This is a genomic window from Chryseobacterium sp. Leaf180, from assembly GCF_001424585.1.
Taxonomy (GTDB): Bacteria; Bacteroidota; Bacteroidia; order Flavobacteriales; family Weeksellaceae; genus Chryseobacterium.
This window is the reverse complement of sequence record NZ_LMPJ01000001.1, coordinates 157,941-184,045: the sequence shown is the minus strand read 5'-3', so window position 1 is coordinate 184,045 and position 26,105 is coordinate 157,941. Positions and strand designations below refer to the sequence as shown.

Genomic DNA, 26,105 nt, shown 5'->3' with positions numbered 1-26,105 from the left:
GCTAACGTTTCGGGGTTTTGCGATGGTGGGGCAATCGAAGCACAAATCTTCAATTTTTGCACTAAGTTGAACCGAAGAATTACCCTTAAGCTTTGCAGTTTCGCCCCACTGTTGCAAAAATCTTGTCAGCTACCGTACTTTTCTGTTCCAAAATGAATTCATATTAATATTTTTCATTTCAATTGCTGAATGAATTGGAAAGATGTCACGTGCTATTCCTTTAGATAAATTTTCTGCCCAGATGATCATATCATTACCATACATAGATAAAATTGCCCCTTCATTGTCTAATATTAAAAATCTATGCCCTAAATAAGGAATAATTGAAGGTGCATTTTGAGTATTGATAATTTCATCAGTCACCTTATTGTCTTCAAAAATCCATTTGATTTGTGATTTTATTCTCTCAATATCTTCAGGATATCGATAAAATGTCGTTCCGAATTCGATTGCTCCTTCTCCACCATTATTATTTATTCCAGGTTTATCAAGTCCATTCATGGTCCGATAGTAGTTTTTTAATGGCTCAGAAAAAGCTATTCCTAAATTTTTCTGAAAATCTTCCAATTGAGGTTCAGATAAACCTTTTTTCCATTTACTACCTTCTTGAATTTGAAATCCCCAAAAGACGTCCAAATTAACCTGTTCCCAATATTCTTCACTTTCCCTTTTTATAAACTGAAAACTTAATACTGAACAGTCTAATTCTTTATATCCTTTCTCTGTCATATGCGTTCTTCCAGTATTATAGCTTACTTATATATATTTCGGAAAAAATCAGACCGATACACCTATTTTTAGACGGCTTGATCTGACAAATATCATCCTTCGTATGATATCAAATGTATTAAAAAAATAATTACAAGTCATCAAACAGAATACTTATTTGCTAACTGGATTTAATGCTTACGTACGTCTAAATCTCCGTTGTCATGCTGCTGCGGTGTCCAAACAATTCCTTTATGTAGCGAAGATCTGTCCCGCTTTCCACCAGATGTGCAGCGTAACTATGTCTAAGCCGATATAAAGAAACGGGTTTTGTCATACTCCACTTTTTTACGGCTTGTTTCAAAACACTTTGCAAACTTTTTTCAGAATTCACCGTGATCTTTTCGTGGCCTATAAAAAGTAAGTTCGCAGTATATAGCCTATATGATATCTGCTCATTTTTAAATACAGGCTGTACATGAAAACATAACCTTTCAGGCAGATGATTGAAAGAATTTTATAACTTAACCCATTCCCGGTTACATCATAAAAAAAAGCTGTCTCCGAAGAGACAGCCTTTAGATATTCAAATCAAGGATTTCTATTTTTTAACCGCTTTAATGGTTTTTGTAAATCCGTCTTTGTATTTCAGGGTAATCATGTACAAACCTGTATTCAGTTCACCCAAATGAAGCTGTGCCTCAGGCTTGGCAATGGTTTTTACCAGTCTTCCGTTCATGTCATATACCGCTACCGCTGTCAGATCTTTAACATCTGAAATATTCAGTACATCAGAGAAAGGATTTGGATACACCGATACTTCTTTTTTAGCCGCTGAAGTCTCCGTCGTTGCTAAATTTGCATTATATGCAGACACTTTTATTGGTCCGTCACTTCCTACATTACTATATCTTGCAACGCTTACGTATAATGTCTCACCAGGTGTTCTGCCTGTAACGGCTACTCTTGAGAAAATATTTGATCCTGAAGTAATGTCATCATTACAGCTTACCTGTGTCAGTATTCCGCAAGATCCGCTGAATACCGTCAAAACTGAGTCTGTAAACGGCGAACCTGTAGCTGCACCCGTCTCAACAGTAACGCTTCCTGAAGCAGGAACCACTACTTTAAACCAGATGTTATTGACAGAACTTGAGGCTGCACATGTCGAAGAAGTAGTATCCGTTGTTGCTCCAGAGTTACTTGCTGTGATTTCATTCTGTGCAAAACTGCTTCCTACCGTCAAAGTCACTGCTCCTGAACACACGTCATTTACCGGTGCCGGTGTAATGGTTGTAAATGATACCGGACCTGTCCATGTACTTTTTGATCCGTTCGAACAAGAAGAACGTACCCAGAAATAGTAGGTTGTACCATTCAGCAAATTGGTAAGATTGGTTCCGTTTGGTGTGTCGCTACTTGTAGGGTTGGTGGTTGCTGTCGGAGCGGTATTCGCTGTTGACAAATAATGCTCATAAGATACCGGAGTCGGTGTCTGCAGTGCCCAGGATACGGTTGCTGAATTTGCGGTAACGTTTGATGAAGCCAAACCTGTAGGTTCCACACAAGCAGGAATCGCTTCCACTGTCACATCATCAATGTAAATCGTACGAGATGTACCTCCTAATCCATGTCTGAAAGCCAGATTAAGATTGGTCCCCGCAGGAATATTTACGGTATATAAAGAATGCGTCGTCGTGAGAGAGATCGGGCTTCCAATCGCAGTAAATGTACTGGCATCAGCGGCGTTCGAAACCGTTCCGACTTCCAGCGTATAATTGGCTGCACTGCCTTTTGCATAGAATTTCACTCTGTTCAGACCACTTGAAAGCGCCGTTGTTGTCGGTCCTACCAACATTCCGTTGCCAGTCGTTGCTGAGCTGTTCGCAAGGATGTATGAATTTGGAGCACTGTTCGCATTGGATGCAGAAACATATCCTGAACCCGGGAAACCTGAAGTTTCCAGATAATTCCAGCAGCTTGGTGCATTGGTTGCGGTCGTTGAGCCTGTAGCTGTCGTATCAAAATTTTCCGAATACGGAACTGTAAATGCAGAACAAAGCGTTCTGAAAGATGTTCCGTAAGACCATGTCCCTTTTGTGGTTCCACAAGATCCACGTGTCCACAGATAATAAACTGTGTTTGAGTTCAGATTCGTTAACGTTACCGTTGTGGCAGAGATGCCTGAAACCGTTGCCGGAGCCGAATCAAAAGGTACTACCGGTGAAGTTGTATAATACACATCATACGACGTAGGCGCTGTAGAAGGCGCCGTCCAGTTGACCACTGCAGAGGTTGTACCCAGAGATGCCGCAGGAGCCGTAACCGAAGTTCCGGCCATACATGGGCTGTATTTATCTACAGAAATACCGAAAATATTTGCAAAACCTTCCACTGCAGGCTTGGCAAAGCTGATGCTGGTGATGGTCTTGCTCTGGTTGGCGGCAGTAATGGTAATCAGACTCTGATAAATTTTTGGGTTGGTTGCAGTACCTTCAGTTGCGTTGGTCGCTCTTCCCACTCTTCCTACTCCCTGAACCACAAATTCATTATTACTATACCAGTCACTTAGTGTCACCGATGCAGTCTGTGTTGTACCGTCTGAAAAATTCACCGTCGCGTTGAGTGATGAACTTCCGCTTCCGCTGGTTCCGATCACATAGACTTTGGTTGCCGCAGTTGGAGTCGCAAACGTCAGCGTTCCGGTTGATCCTGCTGCCACCATTCTTAAACTGTTATTGGCTGAGTACGACTGCAGCTGTACCGGTAACCACGGCGTGGACGTCACTGCTGAGTTATAATATCCGTTCACTGCAAGACCATACGCAGGCGCCGGCGTAGCCTGAAAATCTTTGGAATAATACGCAAAGTTTGCTCCATTGCCCGTATCGTCGATACTGCTGGTGGTGGTGACCGATGCCAGACCGGCTCCATTGGCAATTACGTCGTCAGTAAAACCGGCCGCCGTCAATGGAACGGACTGGTAATACTGAGCAACAGACAAACCCGACATCATGCTGCACAGCATGCCTGCCAAAAGTAATTTTGTTTTCATAAAAGAATTGGTTTTAAATTTCGGTTAAATATAGAAATTTATTACCGTTTTAATAACAAAACACTTTAAATATTTCCAATTAAAACGATTTAAGCACAATATACCTCATAGTCCGCAAGTCAAGTCGCTGATATTCATTTAAAATGATTCACAATTTTATACCACCCATGCATTATTGTCTGCAAAATGTCTTTATTTGCTGAACAAAACAGGCAAACACGTCACAACGGACCAGCTGACGTTATATGCCTATTTAAGTTGACCAATTATACCTAATTCAATGAATTTCACCATCGGCTTTCAGTACAGCATCTGGATCTTTATCGTCTCTGCAGGCCTGCTGTGGATTTCAAGCAACCGACTCTCGAAGGTCGTCAATTTTATCGACGAAACTTTTCAGCTCGGCAGTTCATTTGGCGGCACCCTCATCCTGTCCGTCGTTACGAACCTTCCGGAAATTGCCATTACCGTGAACGGCGCGCTGAAAGGCGATACCGCGCTTGCCATAGGGAACATTCTCGGAGGCATCGTTATCCAGTCGGTACTGCTGGTGCTGTTTGATTTTGCTTCGCGGAAAGAAAAAAAGCCACTCAGCACCCTTGTGAGCAACAAATCGAGCCTGATACAGGGGCTCTTCCTCGTGTTTATCCTTGCCCTGGTCATTCTCGGGAAGCAGATGAAAGAAACCCAAATCTTTTTCCGGAGTACCGTTCCTGAACTGATGATTGTTTTTTCGTGGATTGCCAGCATTGTGATCCTCAAAAAAATCCAGCAGAGCAAAACAAAGGATGAACCGTCGGAATCCGAGAAAGATCAGAAATCACCGTATACAAAAAGATCGGCCATTATCTGGCTCACCGGCATTTCGCTGATTATCCTGGTATTCGGGGTGCTGCTGGAAGTCACCAGTGACGCTATTGCCTCTCATTTTAAGATCAACGGTATTATCTTCGGGGCTACCGTACTGGCAGTGGTCACCTCGCTGCCGGAGATCTCGGGCGGACTGGCATTTGTAAAGGCCAAAACCTATCAGCCTATTATCAGCGATATATTCGGTGGCAATTCATTTTTACCCGTCCTGTTCCTGGTTGCCACGGTAATCAGCAGTGATGCCCTCCTGCCCAACGCGGCCAAGACCGATGTGTACCTAACGGTGGTCGCGATGATGATTACCCTGGTTTATCTGACCGGAATGGTGCTGAAGCTGCCCGACCGCAAAAAAGGTCTTGGAAGAGATTCGTGGGTGGTACTGATTCTGTACCTGCTCTCGGTGCTCGGACTCTTTTTTGTTAAATGATCTAACCTTACTGTACTCCAGCAAAACCTTACCTGGCAAATGCCTCTTCCGTCATGCGGTTGTTGAGCATTGCGCCGGCAAGGTTTCCGGAATAAATGGCGGCGGCTACCGAACGGAAAGGCGTCGCGCAGTCGCCACAGGCCATCACGTTTTGCAAGGTAGTTTTCTGAAATGCATCCACGGCAATCAGTCCGTGCTCCGTCATTTCACATCCCAGCATCTCCGGAACTGTACAGTGCTGTTCGGAAGGTGGTCTTGAATACATCGCTTTCAGCTCCTCCACCGATCCGTCGCTAAAAACCAATTCGTGAAGCATCCCTTCATGATGACTGATCTTCTGAATTTCCTTTTCTATAACGGGAATGGAATGCCTGCTCAGGATCTCTGCCTGCGCCGCGGTGAACGCTGATGTTCCGTTGGTAAATATTGTTAAGTCCTCAGACCAGTTGCGGATCAGCTGGGCGTAATGAAAAGCCGCATCGCCATTGCCGAGAATGCCTGTTTTGGTATTTCTCACTTCATAGCCGTGACAGTACGGACAGTGAATTACGCTGATGCCCCAGCATTCGGCAAATCCCGGAATATCAGGCATCAGATCTTTTACGCCTGCCGCAAAAATCAGCTTTTCTGCCATATAGACCTTTCCGCTCCGGGTTCCGATCTCAAAACCACGGTCGGTTTTTCTTCCGTTGACCGCTACATCGTTAATTAACTGCACCGTCGGATACTGCAACACCTGATCGCGGGCTTTCGCAGCGATATCCGCCGGCTTTTCACCATCCAGTGTGATGACGTTGTGTGATTGCGGGGTCTGACGGTTACACGGCAAGCCGCTGTCGATGACCAGAACATTGCGCATTGCACGTCCCAGAGACATGGCCGCGGAAAGTCCGGCATAACTGCCGCCGATAATGATGACTTCAAACTGACTTTTCATAATATATTTATTAATGCAACATGGTTGCAAAAGTAATCATTATCTTTGTATCTGCAACACCGTTGCATTAACAGATTAAAAATGAAGACGAAAAATACCCGAAATACCGCTGCCCGGAGTGAGATCGAACAGCTTTTAACGGAATCAAAAACCGCCTTATCGCCTGCCGAACTTAAAGACCGGATGACCGAAAGCTGCGATCGCGTAACCGTCTACCGGATTCTTGACCGCCTGACCGGGGAAGGTCTGGTTCATAAGGTTATGACTGCCGACGGTGCTGTCAGATATGCTGTCTGTCATTCATGCAGCGACGCGCACAGCCACGATCACATCCATTTCAGCTGTGAACAGTGCCATTTGGTGACGTGTCTTGAAGAGGTAAAACCGACGTACCAACTTCCGAAAGATTACACCGTCCGTGAGATGCAGTTTACGCTTTCAGGCATTTGCAGGGAATGTTCGGACAGGCGGTAGAAGAAGGAGGTAGGCTGTAAGGGAGTGATGAATTATTAATTATTAATTATTAATTATTAATTATTAATTATGAGTAATGCGTACGTAAAGCAATGCGTGGAGGGTGATGAATTATTAATTATTAATTATTAATTATGTGTAATGAGTACGTAAAGCAATGCGTGGAGGGTTTTGAAATATGAGTTGTGAACTGTGAATTATGAATTATTAATTATGAGGAGTTATTACTTTAAAGCGAAACGATGAAGGGTTCTGACGATGTCTTTTTTCTGATACCAATCGTTGAACACCAGATCCAGTGAGGATACCGTGATTTCTCCAAAATCAAAGTTCCGGAAGCGCTGCAGTGCTGCCGCATATCCGGAGGGTACGTTCAGTTCTTTGCGGAAACGGACCGCGGTAATGTGAGCCGTAGTTATTTTGTAGCGTGAATCGACGGACTGCTGCAAGGACGTTTTTTTTAGATTTGTTCTGAGCCGTTCCCTGATTATTTCAAGGCTGTCATCCTGCGGAAATCCCTGAATCATCACGGCATCTTTTGAAGCCGTAATGCCTCTGAACCGAATACTGAATGGACGGATATTCAGTACACTTTCTGCGATGATCTCCATATAGTCCTGTACGTGAATATCATTCAGACTGAATCCGGCATAACAGGAAATCAGTGACAGGATGGTAAGGTGCAGATCGGCAGACGGCTGCTCATACTGATGCTGATCTATCTGTCTCAATTCATTCTGAAACCGTTCAATGTTTTCAATCACCGGCTGTGAAAGTCTTGTCAGCAAGGTAATGCCGCGCCGCGTATCGTTTATGCCGTCAATCATCGGATCCACCTCCACTTTTCCCTCCTCAATCGCAGGGATGGACTTTTCAAACAAACCGTCGTATATTCCGGAGACAGGATGGGTGTGCTTCATTATAAAAACGTTTTGTTATGAACGGATGTTTCAACAGAAAAAAGAATACCTTTTTTCCTCAGCGGGGCTCTGTGAGATGTTCTTTGAGAATAAAGACCAGTGCCAGTTGGGCCGCGATGACGAGCACCAGTTTGAGAATAAAAGTTTTCTTTGCGTATTTGTGTTTAAAAAACGTCATCCCAAAGAGGGCCCCAAAAGTACCGCCAAGAAACGTCAGGATGAGCAGGACACTTTCGGCGAGACGCGGTTTTCCGTTTTTTGCCAGCCGTTTGTCCCACCCGAACGCGAGGAAGGTGATGACGGTGATGAGGATGAGGTAGTATTTGGTGGCCATAGTGTAGTAAAGTCTGCAAGGTAGCGAATTGAATGTTTTAAGCTTTACCAATGACCGTTTTATTTAAAACAAAAAACCTGAGCGTGAAGTGCTTTAAGCAGAAAAATATTTTTACGATATAAGTGTAAGCGGTAAGGTTTATCTATGGAGCTTTACTACAAATCTAATAGATGTCAAAACAAATTTTTAATTAATTGTAAAAATTCATTCTTTTAAAATCAGAGAAAAATTTATTCCCAGTCCTCTTTCTACATAAATTCTAACATCATTTAATTTTGCCATAAAACAGTATTCTTCAATCAAATCTATTTTTCGTTGTGATAGTCCACTGATTTTCGAAAAATCTTTTTTTGATATGTTACGTAAACCTTTTAGTTTCAAGCCAATTGTAAATGTTTTGTATTCATAATCAAAAATGGTCTTATCTAATCCTAAATTTTTAAGAAGACTTATTTTCAAGTTTTCCCAGTAGATCTTAGATTCGTCATTTGGTATACTAAATAAATCTTTCTGAATGGAAAAAGCGAATCGCGTGTAATGTAAATAAAACTCAGTTCGTATCTGCTTGTCAAAACCTATATTTTGGTAATCCGGATAAGTGCCGAAATTTGTATCATAAATAAAGTTTTCGGAAAGGTTTTGGTAAGCCTCGATCATAAATAAGATTCTTTTTTGCTTCATCTCTTTTAAGCTTTTGACAAAAACTAAAAAAGATTCCATGGAAAAGTTATAATAAGTATTCATGATTAATTATTTATAGAATTAAGATTTATGAATGGTGACAAATTGAGATTTCAATAGTCCATGCTCTTCCATTTTTGTAAACGAAAAGTCAATAAGTGTGGAAGGCTTTCTGTTGATGAAATGAATTTGCTTGTTATTAGACTCGTTTTTATTGGCACAGAGGTAAACGATATCATCAATACGAATACGGTTTTTTTTGGTCTTCTCAAAATCCAGATAGACATATTGTGGCGGACTGAAAAAAGCGACTTCCTGAAGAAACCGTTTGAAACTTTTTACAAACTGCTCCTCACTGAAAGGCTTGGTGATATGATCAACGCAAATCTCGGCATCGCGTTTCAGATCTTCAATATCCTCCACATATTCAGAAGTATTGACGCTCGCGAAAAATACCGGAATTTTAATTTCCTGAGCAACCTCCATCCCTGTCATACTGTCATTTCCCAAATCTAAATCAGCAACCAGAATATCAAGCTGTATGGTCTTTAACTGTTCAAAAAAATGGTCTGAACTTTTACTTTTTAAAACAATTTCGACATTAGGAATTTTTGCCAGATAAGATTCCAGTTTTTCCAGCTGTCGTGGGTTGTCTTCAAGTAGGGCGATGTGGTAGATGTGGATCATTATAAAACAGATTCTAAAATATCGTATCCCAGGTTTTCATTCAGTAAATCGTCAGCGTTCAGCACGGAAACTTTTCCCAACATACAGCAATGGTTTTCTTCATTTTCAATCGCTACGAAATTTTTGTACTGATCTTTCGCAATGCCGCTTTCTTTGGCAGGATATAAAAGTAGAGAGTGCGAACTGCTCCAATATCTGTTATAGACATACATCTGGCGAAGATCATGGGTGGAAGGTGCTGAATAGTCGATATTCTTCCATTTGGTATCGATAATCAGTTTTACTTTACTGTCCTGTTTTATCACTATATCCGGGCGGATGCTGTTGGTTTCCCAAAAAGTCTTTTTTTCCTGTCCGGTCACTTCTACATTAAATTGCTCCGCTGCCTGCTGCAGTCTGATCAATACACACTGCTCCCATAAACTGTTCATATCAAAAAGTAAAGCCAGCATTTTTTCCGAACCGCTGGATATATTGGGCGCATAGTTTAAGATGATCAACCGAGCTATTGCCAGTGCTGTTTCGTATGGTGCCGTTTTTCTTAATTTGGGAATTTTAGTGAAAGCATTTTCATTCGCATTAATCTTTTTTACTTCCGGAAAATTGAGCTGTACCGTTTTACATCTGCTAAAGAGGTAATTTCCTTTTGATAATGTGGCTATAATTTCCAGAGCCTGTCCTAAAATCTGGTGAAGCAAATGGTCTTTATCGTACTCCTGATGCGTGGTGTAAAATCTTTCTTTATGCACCAGATTCTTCTGAATATGACCGGCAAATTCCAGCTTTCCTTTCAACGCTTTTACGTTTCCGGTTTCTTTGTAATATTGTTTTATTAATCCCTGATGAATCAACAATTGCACTTCATTCAGAAACCATTCGAAATAAATATCTAAAAGATGGATCGACTGCCGTGAAACATTGGCCTGACCGACCTGTTGTACCTGCAGTTTTCGGGTCACCCTCAGCATTTCAATCAGCACCATTTGCCAGATTCCTTTCCTGTCCTCAGACTCGTGCACATCAATCTTCGGCAGAATTTCAATTGTAAGTCCTTCTACCTGAATCACTCCGACATACTGTTTAAAGACCACTCCATTATGTTTGAGGTCAAAATACTGAAATCCATGGATGTCATTCAGTTTTGAAAGTGCCACAAAATGACCTTTTTCAAAACCCGACTCACCTACCGCTAAAAAACTGTGTTCGTACACCTGAATGCTACGCATTTGTAAGCAACGGTTTTTTCATTAATACATTGAGTGCATCCGTAATCGGAAAGATATCATCGATACTTTTTAGGCGTTTGAAACTGCCCGGTTCCGGCCGATTCTGAGTCGTGAAATCAGCGAACAGACTCTGATCATATTTTTCAGCAGCATCAAAAAAGCCACTGCCTAAAATCAATCCTATTTTGTCGTAGTCACCGTAAAAGTATTCCTGCAGTAATGGGATGATATTATTTTTGAAGGTATTTCGAAGATCATGCTCACTTTCTACATTGACAAAATACGAGTGGCCGATCGTATGATCACGTCCCAACAACACTTCTATTCTTCTGTTGATTGTTTCCAACAGATAACGCAGTACGATTCCATTTACTGATTTATCTTTCAACACATTCAGATCCGGCATCATTTCCACAAAACTGAAGCGTCTTCTGAGTGCGGTATCCAGTGCTTCCACACTGCGGTCTGCCGTATTCATGGTTCCGATAATATAGAGATTTGAAGGTACTCCGAATTTTGATTTACTGTATGGCAACATAACCTGTAATTCTTCGGTATTTCCTAGCCGTTTGCCTTCCTCAATTAGTGTAATAAGTTCACCAAATATCTGTGATACATTTCCGCGGTTGATCTCATCGATAATTAATACATGAGGCAATGGTGGTAGAACTTTTTCCTGCGTTGTTGAGTTTTTCTCGGAATTTATTTTATTGTTGATGTAGTTGATGACTGACCAGTAAGCTGTAGAGTTTGAACCACCAATAACTGCTCTGAACTCCTTATCAATATTCTTAATCACAGACAAATCTGGAAAAGCTTCTTGCAGTAATTTTGTTCTGGAATAAGAAACAATATATTCCTTTGCCTCTTCTGAATACATAGGTTTGAGTTTTAAATTTCCTTTTTCCGTAACATCTACTATTTTTAAACCTAAATTTGGAGTTTGAATTGTTAGCTGAAGAGGATTGTTGTTATCTAAACCGATACTGGCTTCATTAACTATTGAACCCCACGCATCTTCAAAAGTAAACTGATGATAACTGGTTTCTTCACCCAGTCTTTTTTCCTGAGCTTTTGATGAGATTAATTTAAATACCCCGTCTTTAATTTCATAAATAACATTTTTGTTTCCGTCCGAATCTTCTTCAATCTGGGGCTTTATACCTTCAACGAAATCTTCGTAACTCATACTCTGATGGAAAGTTGTGAACACAATTTGTTCCGCTTCTACCAAACGATCGTATTCTTTCTTTAAGATTTCCCTGTCTTGATTTAAATTAAAATCTGGATTGGCAATGCTGATAGCCTTATTAATAGTATTGTATGTTTTACCTGTTCCGGGAGGACCATAGAGGATTTGGTTGAGAGGGATATTTTTCATACCGTTGGTTTCTAAAAGATCATTAAGGTAAATTTCAAAACGCGGCAGAATAGAATAATCAAATTCTGACATACTTGTTTTTATTAATTTTATAGTTGGAAGTTTACACTCAATAATTTCTCGCAGACTGAGAACCTCATCCTTTATTAATCTCGAAAGCATAACGTTAAGTGTAATAATATCAACTTCATGTACGCCGGTTAAATAATTGGCATCGTGCCAGGCCGTAAAGTTTGTAATTAATTTATATATGTGGTACTCATCTGATTCTACCGGTAATGTCTCAAAAATTAATGTTCTAAAATTTTCATCAAAAGCCATCCGCTCAAAAAAGGCACTATTATATTTATAATAACCTGACTTCTTCGTTTTTCGCAATTCTTCTTCTATTGACTTTAAAATATTTTCACTATTTTTTATAATCGAATTATAATTATCTGTGTCATTAATAAACCTGTTTTTTTCAGATTCAAAAACTTCAATATTATCTCCAAATTGAATGTCGGAAATTGCTCGATATCTATTTTGTTTTTTTTCTTCTTTAAGGCACCAAACGTATTTTTGTCCAACAGTAAAATTAATTTGCTTTGAAGATTGATTAAATACAAAACGATCATCATTCTTTTTCAGATCAAACTTCTCAATGATTCTGCTGAGAAAACCATAAAAATTCTTTAATTCATTGGTTGAAAAGTGAAGTAAGCTTCCATCGTGAATCCCACTGAAATCATCTCTGTAGCCTACAAACAAGATATTCTGAATCATCAAATTCGTATCATCCCAATCTGGTTGGGGATAATAATGTCGGTAAGTTTCAATAAAATCTTCTCTTTCCCTAATCACGGTCTTGAATTCGGATAGAAGAGTCATCAACTCTAAATAATTATTTTTTTCTACTACTTTTCCTTCAAGGTCAAATTCAGCTTTTAATTTTGAATAAAAACTGTACATATAGAAAATATATTTCTCTGGATAACGGAAGCTTAAATAGACACTGATGGTTCTTTCGTCCTGCTGAGCATTAAATTTCTCTTGTTGCAGAAACACCTTAAGTTGTTCACGAAGTTCTTCAGCCTTATCCTGGAAATTTTTCATACGAATTTCTAAGTCTGTATTTTCATCGTATAGATCAATAAACATTGATCTGGTAATCTCAGGAAAATGTTTGGCACATTTGTCTATAAAACCCCAAGAATTCTGATAAAAAAGATTTTCTCTTCTGGCAAATGAGTTTCTGAACATCTGATGAAAATCTCCCTCAGCAATACTCCAGTTGCTTTGAAAATGGTTGATGGCATCATATTTATATCCTTCTTGAGGATCACCAATAACATTTTCTATATCGAGATACCGGTCGATTAGTAAATTATAATTAATCATTTGTTTTTATTTAGTCCCTTCAAGCTGAGGTAATCATTTCTACTGATACGAATAAGAATACACATGCTGATAAACCGCAATACTTCTCAAACTAACTTCCTCGTCTGTATATTTTTGTTCTGGTAGCCATAACAGCTGATCGTAAATAGCTGTTTTTACACCAGCTTTTAATTCACGACTTTCTTTCCAATTGGGAATGTTGAGCTTTTCTTTTTGAAGGGTTTCTAATGTTTTTTGAGCTACATTTTTCACTTCTTCTCTTTCTGATTTTGTTAAATCTTTATTTTGAATAAGCAAATCAAAAATTGATAAGGTTGGTTGATCTAAATTTTCAGTGTAAGCTCTTTTTTCCTCTTGTGACAAAGTTGCTATAAACGCAGTTAAATTATCAAAACTCCGCTTCAATTCTACTTCACTTTTACCATTATTATAAGCTTCTACAATTTCCTGGTACCGCTCATAAAAATCTAAACGCAAAGGATTTTCTTTTAGCATCTGTTCTAGTTTCTGCTCAACCGCTTTATTTAAATCATACACCAATTCGTTTTTGCGTTGAACTTTTTCAAAAGCCTTTCTTAATTCCTCGAAATTTAATTTTGATAAATCAATTTCGATATTTTTTGGTTCAGCCGTAACGTTGTCAATTACTATAGAATTATTTACTACACTTTGTAATTTGGAGATAATTTCCGTTACATCTGCAGATTTGATTTTTTGATTGAGCTTATTGTAAATAGCGTCAATCGCATTGTATTGTTTGGTAAATTTCTTTGCTTGCTTCTCTGGAAATAAAGCTTTGTATTTGCGAAACACATTGCGGGCTGCAATTTCAAATTTTGCACGGGTTTCATCATTCCTGCAAACAGCATTTGCTCCGTTGTTTACAGCAGCAATTTTTCCCATCGGAACAGCATCAATTAATGTCAGTATATCAAAATCCAAATCTTTCAACATTAAAATAACCTCATCGATGGCTTCTTTGATTTCGGTTGCCATTGACTCCAATTGCTCGAAAGGCTTTTTATCATCTTTATCGTTTCCTGCGCCTGCGCCCTTGGAACCTTCACCATAAACGGAATATGCTTTTTCTAATTGCTGATATACATTTCCATAATCTACAATCAGCCCATTTTCCTTTTCATCATCATAAACCCTGTTTGCACGGGCAATGGTTTGCATCAAAGTATGACCTTTAATAGGTTTGTCTAGATAAACGGTGGAAACCGATGGTGCATCAAAACCTGTAATCCACATTGCACAAACTATTGCCAAACGAAACGACTTATCTTCATCTTTGAATTCTTTTTCAAGATTACGTTCCACCATTCTTCTGCGATGTGGCTCTATATCTAAGTTCATTTTTCTGAACTTATCCATTTCATTTTGCTCTGAACTTATCACGACACAAACTTCTGTGGAGGAAACCAAATTGTATTTTCTTTGCATTTCCTGTTCTTCCTGAATATCCTTCGATTTCTTAATTTGATTTTGTAAGTCAAGTAAATATTCCGGCAAATATTCCATTACATAATCATACATACGCACTGCAGTTGGTTTGTCTAAAGCTACAAACATTGCTTTACCTTGATAACCTCGTTCATTGAAATGCCAAACCAAATCTTTGGCAATGGCTCGCAAACGATGTTCTGAAGTGAGGATTGGATATTCCTTTTTAAACAGATAAGCCAATTTCTTTTTTTGATCTTCGTCTAAATCTTCTGCCTCAAGAATTTCAGCCATTTGCTCATCTAATTCAGGATTTTCAATATTCAAACGTTCGCCACGATTGAGATATTTTAATGGCAATGTTGCTTCATCTTCAATCGCTCTTTTAAAATCATAAACGGAAACATATTCACCAAAAATATTCTTAGTTACCTCTTCTTCATCTTTGATGATTGGTGTTCCTGTAAATCCTAAATAAGAAGCATTGGGTAAACCAAAGAAACGCATATTTCTGGCATATTTTCCACCTTGAGTACGGTGTGCTTCGTCGGAAATAACGATAATATTTTTTCTGTCGGTAATTAAAGGATATTCCGTTTCCAGATTAGGATCGATGGAGAACTTGTGAATTAATGAAAAAACATATCGGTGATTTTCACTCAATAATTCGCGCAAATGTTCTCTTCCTGAAATGCCTTTCTTTTTGCCGGCAATTACATTTTTATTCTTTACAATTCCTACTCCCGAAAAAGTATCATAAGCCTGGTTTTCTAATTCTGTACGGTCCACAACAATAAGAAATGTATAGGAACCGCCGAATTTACGATGAATCTTTTCACAGAGAAAAACCATTGAATAGGTTTTACCCGAACCTTGTGTATGCCAATAAACACCTAACTTTCCTTCAAGATCTTCTATATTCTCAACATTATCTAAAACTCTGTTGACACCAATGAATTGGTGGTTTTTAGCCATCAACTTTACGATATTGCCGTTGCTCTCGTCAAACAGCAAAAAGTTTTCAAAAATATCCATTAAGTTGTGAGGCGAACAAACGCCACGAAGCATTGTATCTAAACTTACAATACCTTCTTCATCTTCTGTAATTCTTTTCCAATCCAGAAAATATTTGTACGGACTGGTTATTGTTCCCACTTTGGCATCCGTCCCGTTGGAAAGAATGACAAATGCGTTGTGATAAAACAGATGTTGTATCGTGTCTTTGTAATCTTTCAAATTATCATCATACGCCGATCTCAAATCATTGGCGTGTGCTTTCAGTTCAAAAAACACTAAGGGAATTCCGTTGACAAATCCAATCACATCGGGTCTTCGGTTGTGCAATTCGCCAGTAATTTCTAATTGTCTTACTGCCAGAAAATCGTTGTTGGCGTAATTTTGATAATCAAAAATTCTCAAGGTTTTCTTTATCGTTTTGCCTTCGTCATTGGTAAAAGCAACCTCAACACCATTTTTCAGCAACAGATATTTGGCTTTGTTTTCCTGTGCAATGGTTTTGCCCGCTTCGTGCTGTACAATTTTTTCAACCGCACGTGTATAAGCCAACTCGGGCAAATCTGGATTGTACTTTTGCAATGCTTTTCGCAATGCTTTCTCTAAAACAACTTCGGTTTTATTATCTCGTCCCAACAAACCATCTTCCCCAAAAGTCTCATTTTGCCAAGCCGTAATTACAGTCCAGCCCAATTCTTTGAGAACGTCTTCGGTTGCTTGCTCTATGAGTTGATCTTCGGAGTATTCGTAGGACATAATTTTAGTTAAATAATGGTTGGTAGAATTTATTTAAATGCTTTTTGTTATCATCAAAATAATTATATTCGGCACCTTGCCATTTTAGACGATAATGCTGAAATCTAACATTTGTATTAAAAAAAGAAGTGTGTTTTTTCGGTTTTAGATAGACCCCAAAATTTTTCCCTTTTCCAAAATCCCATTTATTTTCAGGTTTTAAGCACCTATAATAAAAATAAATTTGATGTTTATAATCTATTTCTTCAGAAAGATTTTCTAATGAACTATAATTTGATATTAATAATTCGAAAATATTTTGAAAATAACTATTAGCAGAATCATACTTTGAAATTTCAAACAATTTGCATAAAAACAATTTGTTTCTTAATAACTCAAAATCATCTGGAGTTAAACAACTCACAGTACTATGGTTTTCGTTATAATATTTCAAAGAATAATAAGGAGTCAGAAGCATTGATGCCCAAATATTATCTGACAAATGATTTTGATCTTCTTGAGTCAATTTAAAAAAGTTACTAAGTAGCTCTTTAAAATGATTGATATTAAATTCGTTACTAGAGTACTCACTAAAATTTTTCGAATATTCAAAATTCTCACAAGATTTAGAATCATAGTAACTTATTTGTAGAATTGGTCCAATTTTACCATTGAGTATCTTATGATCTTCTGCCAACCAAAAAGCAGATTCAACATCTTCACGATTTTTAGAATTTAGATAGATACTAAACTTACATCTTTCCTCAAAAGTCAATAATGTTTTTGATATTCCTTTATCCTCAATTTTTATAACATTGGCAATATCCGAATCTTGATTTAGCAAAATATCAACTAAATTAATTGCGTTAATTACCTGCTTGTTAATTGTTTTTGTAATTGTTCTATCTTTTCTAAGATTATTTAAATATTTAATTAACCTAAATAGTTTTTGTGGTTCTATTCGTTTATTATCAGCGTCTTGTTTAAGTACATAGTATAAAACTGGCAAAAATCTAAATGCATCAATCTGGCTTATTGTCTTTTCAGCAGGACATAACCATTGCTTTCTAATTAAATCAAAATTTACATTTTCATACTTTTCCTGAAAATTTACATCATTATAATAATCTTCGAATATATACTTAACAGCCTTAAAATACTTTTCAATTTTATCAATGGAGAAATACTGTTTATCTAACTGTATATGTTCTCCTTGAATTAATGTGATGATTTTTTTCGCAAACGATTCGTCAGAAATTTTCTCATCTTCATTAGCATCGGTTTCTTTATCAATTAAAGTCATTTCAATAATTTGAATCCACCTCAGAAATTCATTAAATCCAACATCTGCATTTGATTTAGGATTTGTCTTGTCTCTATTCTTCCAAAAGAAATCTTGCCATTCTTCCCATTTTGCACCGAATTCGAATAAAGAAATTTCATCAAACATCAAAGCAGCTTTGTTCTCTTCGTTTTTAGATAATGCCTCTCCTCTTGCATTCATTGTAATGTACAATTCCTCCCCTTGATTGGTGGCTTCTGTCTTAAAATGATAAAATTTAATGTTATTTAGTAAAAAACTAAAGTACTTTTCTTTTCTTGTTTGAAACTTACTATCAATTAATCGTAAAGCATTTAGCATTGATAAAACTGTAACATCTTTATTAAAATCATTTAATAACCAAGTTGTTTTTGAATCTAATACTTGGTTTAGTTGTTCTAAAGTTGAAACGTTGCTAATTAGGTCTAACAAAAAAATATGAGTTAAATTTCGGACCTTATAGTCAAATGCCATTTCTTTTAGTTCATCGTATCGAATTGCATCTGTAAAATCTTCGATTCTATTTTCTTTTAACGATGTGTAGAATAATAGCAGGAATAAAGTAGTAAAACGCTGTTGTCCATCAATTAAATTTTCATCTAAAAAACGTTCATAACTGTAACTTATATAACTTGGTTTATAAGTATAAAGAAACCCAACATTGATTTTCGACTGCATTTTGGGATTTCCACAATCATCACAAGTTTCACCTATTTTATCAATTATAGAATCTAAAAAACGATTAAGAACATCACTATTATTTCCCCAAACATATTCTCTCTGAATTTCGGGAACGATAAAATTGTTTTGTGACAATAAATATAATAAACTCTGCTCTTTAAGCTGTTGGTTCTTCATCCTCTATTTTTTTTAAATCAAAAAACACTCTAATTTTTTCTTCAATACTATCTGCGTTCTCACAAATATCAGCAAAAGTCCAGTTATTAAGATTGATGGTACTTGACCTTCCTTTTACAAAAACACTTAATGTATGTTGTCTCACATATTCTCCATTCTGAACATTGTTGACAACAGAAGCTCTTTTGTCTATATAATAATCATTACCAAAACCTCTATTGATAGAATAATGCAATAAAACAAGGTTTCCTAAGGAATTAATGGGTGTAAGCTGATGTATTTTACTTTCTAATTCTTTTAAAAAATCTTCTTTTTCAAAATCAGATTTGGTTTTCCATTGTTTTTCACTAAAGGGAAATAATGCTGTATCATTAAGATTAGATTGTTTTAAAAAATTATTAATTGCATCAAAATCATTGTCGCTTTTACCTAATTCTTTAATGTTTTTAGGTGTACACGGATAGATATGCTCTTTATCCTCGTTGTTCTTTTTAAAATGAAGTGGCGACAAAAAAGGAATTGATGGGTTTTGTGAAATCTCAATTACATCAATTAATATCAGAAATTTTTCTAATTCTTTTAAATCATACCAATTGGTTTTATTTTCTCCTTCGTAATTTTTTATATGTTCTCGCCAATAGATCGACCCACTTTTGTCTTTATCTTCTTGCCCAAAAATAAACAGCTTAATATCTTTCTTTAATTCAATCAAGAAATTTTGCCTCGTTTCTTCAGGTTCAAGCCAACGCTCATAATATTTTTGAAAAGCAAATCCTCGCGAATTATTAGCTAATATTCCCAGATAATGATAAATTTCTCTATCCTCGAACCAATCTTTTAAAGTTCTATTCAAAAAAATCAATTCTCTATATAGTTCTAAAGAGCTAATGTTTCCATTTTCAAATAATTTTAAACGTAACTTTTCCTTAGGCTTCACCTTGGTTTCTACCCACAGTTTATATAAGATGTTGATTGGATTGATTTCTTCATCAAATTGAATGGTTTCTTGCGGATCTGTCTCTATTTTTACAAAGGGGCTAAAGTAGTGTTTCACCTTCTCTTCAGACCACCATTGATTCAGCTGATCCAATTCCCAACCAATTCTTGTTCTTTTTTCATTGAGTCTTACGATGTCTTTTATTACATCATTTCGATAATTTACCATTTCTTCCTTCGCAACTCTCGTTATGATAATTGCTCGTACCAAGTCTGCACCATCTAAAGGAACTTTCCCAGTATTAAGATTCATAAATAACTCTTGCTCCTTTATATTAGAATGAATTTCATTCACAATAAATTTTACATTATGCTTCAATTTCTCTGTGAATTGTTCTTTTTGGATATTATATTCTGCTGTTAAAAATAAATTATCAAAAGTTTTAATTGCACTATACATATAAAAGATATCTTGATGGTCAAAATCTTCATTGAGTTGTTGATCGCAAAAGTTTTCAAAAGTATCAGATGTTTTTATTGCAACTAAAAAGTCAAGATTGTTGAGCTGTATTTCTTGTATAAACCTATCCGAGCTTGCTCTTACAGCATAAAAGAATTTGTTAGATAAATATTCGTGCAAACCTAAATAACAAAATAGCAAATAAGTGGTTGTAAGTCTTTGTTGACCATCAACAATGTGTAATACTTTTTCATTTTTTGTAGATGGATATAAAGTAATGTTCTGTAAGCAATAGAAGAGATTTTCATCTTCTGTTGCATCGAAATCGTGTATATCTAAAACCAACTGCGCAATTTGTTTATCGCTCCACTTGTAACCTCTTTGATACTCAGGAATCTTAAATGTACGGTCTTTCAAATATGTTGTAAAAACTTCTTTTGTACTATAAATCAACTCTGCCATAATCAATTATATTTTGCTTTTTCTTCTGCCACCATTCCCAAAAAATCTTCCTTCACACTCTTCCCATAGCTTCCCGAAACATCAATCATCCCCATCATCAACCTTGGCAACAAAATATCGCGTGCCTCGCATAAGCGCTGGTTTTGAGATTGGATATTTATTATTATTTTTAGATTACTATTGAAATTATCAGCGAACGCTTGTAGAATTTCTTTTGAAGGAACAGACAATTCAATATCTAAAATTTGTTGAGCACTTATATTTGGTTGGGCAGCACCTCCTGCAATATTGATTACTTGATTAAGACCATAGGTAGAATTAAAAAAACAATTTAAAAATGCAGTATTCTCTGTAACAAATTTTCCAACTCGTTGATTTAAATAAAACCTATCATTTGAATGTGGCATAATACCAACTTTACCTATTGTCGCTCCAGTCATTGCAATTAATAAATCTCCAGCTTCGAGTAAGAACTTATTTTGTTTTGAAGCATATTCATTATCAACGTATGCAACATCAGAAAGGTCAATTGTATTATTTCCAATATTCTTAATCCTAATTACACCATTTCCTTCATGTTTAAAAAGTGCACTTTTGAAAGCGAAACCGCTTAAATATTTTGTTATTTTTTCAAGTGTTCCTTTCTCCCAACCCTCCGGCAAACCATTCTCATCAAAAACCGCAGTTTCATAACCCGGAAAACGCATCCGCACAAACCATTCTTCGTAGGTTTGTTGTGCCATTTCTTCCAAAATTTTTATACGTTTTAGGTTGTTCTCTATCAAATCATCATAACCTGATAAAATGTTGGCGATTTTGCGCTGGGTGGAAAGTGGGGGAAGAGGAATTTTAATCTTCTTTACTCCATCTATTGTCAAAGCTTTTTGTGCGGCTCCAATCATCATTGATTCGATTGCTTTTTCCCCTCCATCGGATCTCAAAAAAAACTCTAAGTATTTCGAATCTAATTCATCAGCAAAATCTTTCATCCAAATTAAATTTCCATCTTTAAAATAGAAATCGTATTCTTCTTTTACAAAATAGGCTATGCCTGACCTATTCCCCACTGAAGAAAGTAGAATATCACCTTTTTTAGGTGCTCCAAATTTATTTTTAAAATCATTAAATCTTTCCTCAGAGATATAAACTTCAGCTCCAGAAAATACTCCTAAAGCTTTATGTATAATTTCTTTTGAACGATAAAATGGAATTCCTTTTTCTACATAATCACCTGCAAATACTCTTTTGCTAGATAACACTTTACAATGAGTTCCTATTTCAACCTTTTTCCAGCCTTCCATCATAACTTAAAAGCTTGAATTTGATTCATCAATTGATTGGCTTCGGTATTCAGTTCAGCTAATTCGCTGTGCAATTCCTGCATTCGGGTTTTGTAATCAAAATCCATATCAATGTCGATGTTTACGCCAACATATCGTCCCGGTGTAAGGCTGTAATCTTGTTCTGCCATTTCTTCCAAGTCTACCACTTTACACAAACCTTCTACATCACGATACATTCCATCAGGGAAATGTTCATTAAACCAAGCATTGTCTTTAGCAACATTCGGTTTTTCGCCACGGTAAAGCGCCATTATTGCAGTTAGTCCTTCCAACTGTTCCTCAGAAAAATCATTGATGGTGGTGCTTACTTTTCGGTACACATTTCGTGCATCAATCATCAGAATTTTATCTTTTCGGTTGCTGAGCGGAGCCGAAGCGCCTTTATCAAAAAACCAAAGATGACAGGGCAAACTTCGGGTATAGAAAAAATTATTGCCCACCGAAACAATACAATCTACATTGCCGGTTTTTATCAGTTCTTCACGAATTCTTTTCTCGGCATTTCCTGCATCAGTTGCAGAAGAAGCCATTACAAATCCTGCACGACCCGTCGGATTGAGGTAAGACATAAAATACTGAATCCAAAGGTAATTGGCATTTCCAATCGTTCCTTTTCCCGTCAAAGGCGCACCAAAAGGCAAACGTTTATCTTCTGCCAAAAACTTATTTTTAGCATCTACTTTATCTACATTAAACGGCGGATTTGCCATCAGGAAATCACATTTCCCAAACAACTCGTGCGGATCAGCATAAAAGGAATTGTTGTTGGCGATTTTCCCTTCAATTCCGTGAATGGCTAAGTTCATTTTCGCCAAACGCGTGTTGTTGCTTTTGTATTCGGTACCATAAACCGTTACGGCTTGGTTCACACTTTTGTTTTGAGTGTTTTTAATAAAATGTGCGGTTTGCACAAACATTCCACCCGATCCACACGCAGGATCGTGAATAATCCCGTGATCTGGCTGAATAAAATTTACAATCAGCTGTACCAAAGAAGGCGGTGTAAAAAATTCGCCACCTTCTTGCGCACCAGCTCCCATCATCGAGAGTTTCATCAGGAAATATTCATACACTCTACCAAACACATCACCTTTTGCATTGCGCACCGAATCGCTGTTGAAAATACGGATTAAGTTTGCTAAGAGGTTATTATCAGAATCATCTTCGGGCGTGAGTTCCTGATAATTTTTAGGTAAAATACCAGCTAAATCTTCATACTCTGCTTCGATTAGTTTCATTGCGGTATTAATCGCTTCCGCCAAATCTTCGCTTTCGGGCAAACTTGCTAAATAACTATATTGTGCTTTTTCGGGCAATTGCATTGCACCAGCTTGGGCAAAATCGTCTTTTGTAGCTTCACGTCTTTGTTTGGTTCGCGGATTAATGGGTAAAGTTTCTGCCAAATGATCTTTGGCTTCTTCATATTTATTTTCAGCAAAACGGAGCAAAATCAATCCCAATAAAGGATCTTTGTATTCCGCAGCCGTCAGTTTTGAGTTGGCTCTTAATTCGTCTGCGGCTTCCCACAGTTCTATTTCGAGTTGTTTGATACTTTTTTGAGTCATATTTAGTAGTTGGAAATCAGTTGTGTTGATTTCTAAGAAATTTTTCTTAAAATTAATGTTATCTGGTCGAGTTAAAAAGCATTAAATAAACCTTCTTACATATTTAAAATAATTTACTGCTATTCAGTTATATAATCTCTGATAAGAACTAGTAGCTCATCTTCATTCATCACTGCAATATTTAGCGAAGTTATTTTTTCCAATTTTTTAGGTCCGGCACCATTGCCTACCAATACCAGATCGGTATTTTTTGAAATTGCAGTATTGATATCTGCGCCACAGTCAAAAAGGATTTGAGCGAGTTTGTTCCGCTGTTTCGGGAAAGCAGAGAACTCTCCGGTAATCACCACTTTCTTGGAGTAGAAATAGTGATTTTCATATTTGGGTTTCTCAGTCGGATAAATCAGGGAAGAATCAATCTTCTTTGATGAAAAAGTATCGGTGAAAAAATCTTTATTTGAACTTTCTTTCCTGATGTTATGATCTGGCGTACAGCTACTGTTCAACTTAAAAAACTGATTCATCTTCAGAAAAATAAGCCCGCAGACTTCAGCATCATACAGCGCATTGTGATGCAGGTTTTCACTGAAAATCAGACTGAACAGTTCCGCCAAAGTAGATAATTTATGATTGTTCAAGTATGGAAAAAGCTGTTGGGAAAGCTGTAAAGTACAAATGCCGCTATATTCAGGTACACTTATTCTATAAAAATGAAATAGACTTTCCAAAATAGGAAATTCCACAGTACATCCATTGTGCGCCACGACAGTTTCACCCTCAATGTACTTTTGGATTGAATTCCATACTTCCGGAAATGCCGGAGCATTGCAGGTGTCTTCCGCAGTTATTCCGTGTATTAAAGTATGAAGCGCCAGGTATTCGTTGTCGGGTGGCTGTACCAAATAATTTTGGGAATGAATAATGCTTCCGTTTTCAAATACCGCAATCCCGATACTGCATACCGAACAGGAATTATTGTTGGCTTTCTCAAAGTCTATGGCGGTAAATCTCATAGTTGTGTTTTTTAGTTTTGATAAATATAAATAAAAAACACAATTCTACCTTACGGGAAACCTTTATGAAGTGATTTAAATCACAAAAAAAAATCTCCACCCTTTTTGAGGATGGAGATTCAGTCTTACAGCACGGTGACCGTGCCGAGGTAGGGGGAGTTGAAGGCCAGGGTTTCGGCCTCGTTCTGGAAGTAGACGTAGGCTTCCACATCGAGTCCGGCGCAGTAGGTCGGAAGAGTGACGGTGGCCGTGAGGTCGTCGCGTTCGCCGATGTTTTCGTAGATCTCAAACAGTCCGGATTTTCGCTATCTTTTATTTCAAATTAGTTCTAAAGAAAGTGTCCATCTTATCAAACGGAATGACCTCTATTTTATCATATAAATCGGTGTGAACAGCATTGGGAACGATGATTAATTCTTTTGGTTCGTTGGCATTTTGAAATGCGGTTTCACTAAAATATCTTGAATGTGCATTTTCGCCTGCAATAATTAAAAGAGGTCGTGGCGAAATTTCTTTGATATATGTCAGGATAGGCATATTCATAAACGATATAGGCGTAGTTGCCGTCCAGGAATTTCCTGAATTTACCGAACGCTCGTGATAGCCTCGCGGTGTGCGGTAATAATCGTAATATTCTTTTACAAACTGTGGGTCATCATCTTTCGGCGCTTTATTGTATTCCGGTCCATAGACAAATGTTCCTGCTTCGGCATCTTTCCAACGCTGTTCACCCAACTGTTCCAAAGTTTTGGTGCGCTGTTCTAATGTAGTTGCATCGTTATAACCTTTAGACATTAATCTGGTTATATCGTACATCGTAGAAGCTACAACGGCTTTTATGCGTTTATCAACCGCAGTAGCGTTTAGGGCAAAACCTCCAAAACCACAAATTCCGATGATGCCGATTTTTTCCCTGTCCACATTTTTTTGAAGTCCCAGAAAATCAACTGCTGCACTGAAATCTTCGGTATTCATTTCCGGCGATGCCAAATTTCTCGGTTCGCCACCACTTTCGCCCGTGTACGACGGGTCGAATGCAACAACGGCAAAACCACGTTCCGCCATTTGATTGGCGTATAAACCAGACGACTGTTCTTTTACCGCACCGAAAGGTCCGCTGATTGCCAGTGCTGACAATTTTCCGCTTCCAGCATTTTTCGGAAGATATAAATCGCCCGAAAGCGAGATGCCATACCGGTTTTTGAAAGATATTTTCTGACGGGTAACTTTATCACTTAATTGAAATGTATAATGTTCTTTTGATGTATTCATTTTCTTTGAATTTTTATTTTGTGCAAATGAATGTCCGATGGTCATCATTAATGCAATGGCAATAACTGCTATCTTTTTCATCTGCTTATTTTGATTTTTCAATGGAATATTGCTCATCCGTTACCGCCTCGTTCCAATTGACAATTCCTTTTTCGGTATTCGGAACGATGTATAACTGCTGTAAACCCACATCCGCACTGGCTCCGTGCCAGTGACGAACATTGGGCGGACATTTTACAACGCTTCCTTTTTTAATAATTTCAATGGGTTGACCTTCTATCTGATGGTAGCCAATTCCATCCGTGATGATTAAAATCTGACCGGCAGGATGACTGTGCCAATTGCTTCTTGCACCCGGTTCGAAATACACATTTCCAACAGCAGTCGTGAAAGTGGAATCTGCCTCTACCAGACCAATATTATAAGCATTTCCGGTAAATAAATCTTCTGAGCCTTTTTCGCCTTTCGGGAAAATTGCTTGCAGTTCATTTGTATCTGTTTTCATTTTTTCCTGATTTTTATTGTGGCACGACAGTGTGGTAATTGCGACAACGATCATTATTTCCACTGTTTTTAAAGAATTTTTCATATTAATTTATC

General features: G+C 37.5%; 20 protein-coding genes. 2 read left to right on the top strand and 18 right to left on the bottom strand.

The genetic code is table 11. The features are described from left to right. Positions 1–129 precede the first annotated feature (129 nt). The 3 genes from ASG01_RS00715 to ASG01_RS00710 form a co-directional block, all read right to left on the bottom strand. Complete coding sequence (locus ASG01_RS00715) at positions 130–729, bottom strand: hypothetical protein (protein ID WP_055858466.1); 600 nt, start codon at positions 727–729, stop codon at positions 130–132. A 187-nt stretch (positions 730–916) separates the two neighbouring features. Beyond that, complete coding sequence (locus ASG01_RS16150) at positions 917–1,159, bottom strand: tyrosine-type recombinase/integrase (RefSeq protein ID WP_262483859.1); 243 nt, start codon at positions 1,157–1,159, stop codon at positions 917–919. 150 nt (positions 1,160–1,309) lie between these two features. After that, the gene (locus ASG01_RS00710; protein WP_055858461.1) at positions 1,310–3,763 is read right to left on the bottom strand and encodes a fibronectin type III domain-containing protein; all 2,454 of its coding nucleotides are present in this window, start codon (positions 3,761–3,763) and stop codon (positions 1,310–1,312) included. Positions 3,764–4,043: 280 nt separating this feature from the next. Here ASG01_RS00710 and ASG01_RS00705 point away from each other — a divergent pair, with 280 nt between their 5' ends. Further along, positions 4,044–5,060 (top strand): sodium:calcium antiporter, encoded by a 1,017-nt coding sequence (locus tag ASG01_RS00705; protein WP_055858458.1) that lies wholly within the window; start codon positions 4,044–4,046, stop codon positions 5,058–5,060. A gap of 28 nt (positions 5,061–5,088) precedes the next feature. Here the strand turns inward: ASG01_RS00705 and ASG01_RS00700 are convergent, their stop codons facing one another. After that, positions 5,089–5,997, bottom strand: coding sequence for an NAD(P)/FAD-dependent oxidoreductase (locus tag ASG01_RS00700; RefSeq protein WP_055858455.1), 909 nt, complete (start codon positions 5,995–5,997; stop codon positions 5,089–5,091). An 81-nt stretch (positions 5,998–6,078) separates the two neighbouring features. Between ASG01_RS00700 and ASG01_RS00695 the strand changes: the two genes are divergently transcribed. Continuing rightward, positions 6,079–6,471, top strand: coding sequence for a Fur family transcriptional regulator (locus ASG01_RS00695; protein ID WP_055858451.1), 393 nt, complete (start codon positions 6,079–6,081; stop codon positions 6,469–6,471). A 224-nt stretch (positions 6,472–6,695) separates the two neighbouring features. Here ASG01_RS00695 and ASG01_RS00690 read toward each other — a convergent pair whose 3' ends face one another. The 14 genes from ASG01_RS00690 to ASG01_RS00625 all read right to left on the bottom strand — a co-directional run bounded on the left by ASG01_RS00690 (position 6,696) and on the right by ASG01_RS00625 (position 26,094). After that, on the bottom strand, positions 6,696–7,391 hold the full coding sequence (locus tag ASG01_RS00690) for a 2'-5' RNA ligase family protein (RefSeq protein WP_082498270.1): 696 nt from the start codon (positions 7,389–7,391) through the stop codon (positions 6,696–6,698). Positions 7,392–7,449: 58 nt separating this feature from the next. Further along, a complete protein-coding gene (locus ASG01_RS15630) occupies positions 7,450–7,725 on the bottom strand; it encodes a DUF1294 domain-containing protein (RefSeq protein WP_082498269.1) in 276 nt (91 codons plus the stop codon). Positions 7,726–7,929: 204 nt separating this feature from the next. After that, complete coding sequence (locus ASG01_RS00680) at positions 7,930–8,469, bottom strand: hypothetical protein (protein WP_131725306.1); 540 nt, start codon at positions 8,467–8,469, stop codon at positions 7,930–7,932. A gap of 18 nt (positions 8,470–8,487) precedes the next feature. Continuing rightward, complete coding sequence (locus ASG01_RS00675; RefSeq protein WP_055858441.1) at positions 8,488–9,093, bottom strand: LytR/AlgR family response regulator transcription factor; 606 nt, start codon at positions 9,091–9,093, stop codon at positions 8,488–8,490. Then, complete coding sequence (locus tag ASG01_RS00670; protein ID WP_055858438.1) at positions 9,093–10,319, bottom strand: McrC family protein; 1,227 nt, start codon at positions 10,317–10,319, stop codon at positions 9,093–9,095. The genes ASG01_RS00675 and ASG01_RS00670 overlap by 1 nt, the downstream gene beginning before the upstream one ends. Then, positions 10,312–12,840 (bottom strand): McrB family protein, encoded by a 2,529-nt coding sequence (locus tag ASG01_RS00665; RefSeq protein WP_082498305.1) that lies wholly within the window; start codon positions 12,838–12,840, stop codon positions 10,312–10,314. The genes ASG01_RS00670 and ASG01_RS00665 overlap by 8 nt, the downstream gene beginning before the upstream one ends. A 279-nt stretch (positions 12,841–13,119) precedes the next feature. Further along, on the bottom strand, positions 13,120–16,296 hold the full coding sequence (locus ASG01_RS00660) for a type I restriction endonuclease subunit R (protein ID WP_055858432.1): 3,177 nt from the start codon (positions 16,294–16,296) through the stop codon (positions 13,120–13,122). 4 nt (positions 16,297–16,300) lie between these two features. Next, the gene (locus ASG01_RS00655; protein WP_055858429.1) at positions 16,301–18,454 is read right to left on the bottom strand and encodes a DUF262 domain-containing protein; all 2,154 of its coding nucleotides are present in this window, start codon (positions 18,452–18,454) and stop codon (positions 16,301–16,303) included. Then, complete coding sequence (locus ASG01_RS00650) at positions 18,435–20,312, bottom strand: DUF262 domain-containing protein (RefSeq protein ID WP_131725305.1); 1,878 nt, start codon at positions 20,310–20,312, stop codon at positions 18,435–18,437. The genes ASG01_RS00655 and ASG01_RS00650 overlap by 20 nt, the downstream gene beginning before the upstream one ends. Positions 20,313–20,314: 2 nt before the next feature. Continuing rightward, positions 20,315–21,616, bottom strand: coding sequence for a restriction endonuclease subunit S (locus ASG01_RS15935; protein ID WP_055858423.1), 1,302 nt, complete (start codon positions 21,614–21,616; stop codon positions 20,315–20,317). Continuing rightward, entirely contained in the window at positions 21,613–23,220 is a 1,608-nt protein-coding gene (locus ASG01_RS00640; RefSeq protein WP_055858420.1) for a type I restriction-modification system subunit M, read from the bottom strand. The genes ASG01_RS15935 and ASG01_RS00640 overlap by 4 nt, the downstream gene beginning before the upstream one ends. Positions 23,221–23,339: 119 nt before the next feature. Next, on the bottom strand, positions 23,340–24,233 hold the full coding sequence (locus ASG01_RS00635) for an exonuclease domain-containing protein (RefSeq protein ID WP_055858415.1): 894 nt from the start codon (positions 24,231–24,233) through the stop codon (positions 23,340–23,342). Between the two features lie 312 nt (positions 24,234–24,545). After that, positions 24,546–25,586 carry an alpha/beta hydrolase gene (locus ASG01_RS00630; protein WP_055861994.1) on the bottom strand — a complete coding sequence of 347 codons (1,041 nt, stop codon included), beginning with the start codon at positions 25,584–25,586 and terminating at the stop codon, positions 24,546–24,548. Positions 25,587–25,590: 4 nt separating this feature from the next. Next, positions 25,591–26,094: a cupin domain-containing protein gene (locus ASG01_RS00625; RefSeq protein WP_055858412.1), complete on the bottom strand. Its 504-nt coding sequence runs from the start codon at positions 26,092–26,094 to the stop codon at positions 25,591–25,593. Positions 26,095–26,105: the final 11 nt, after the last annotated feature.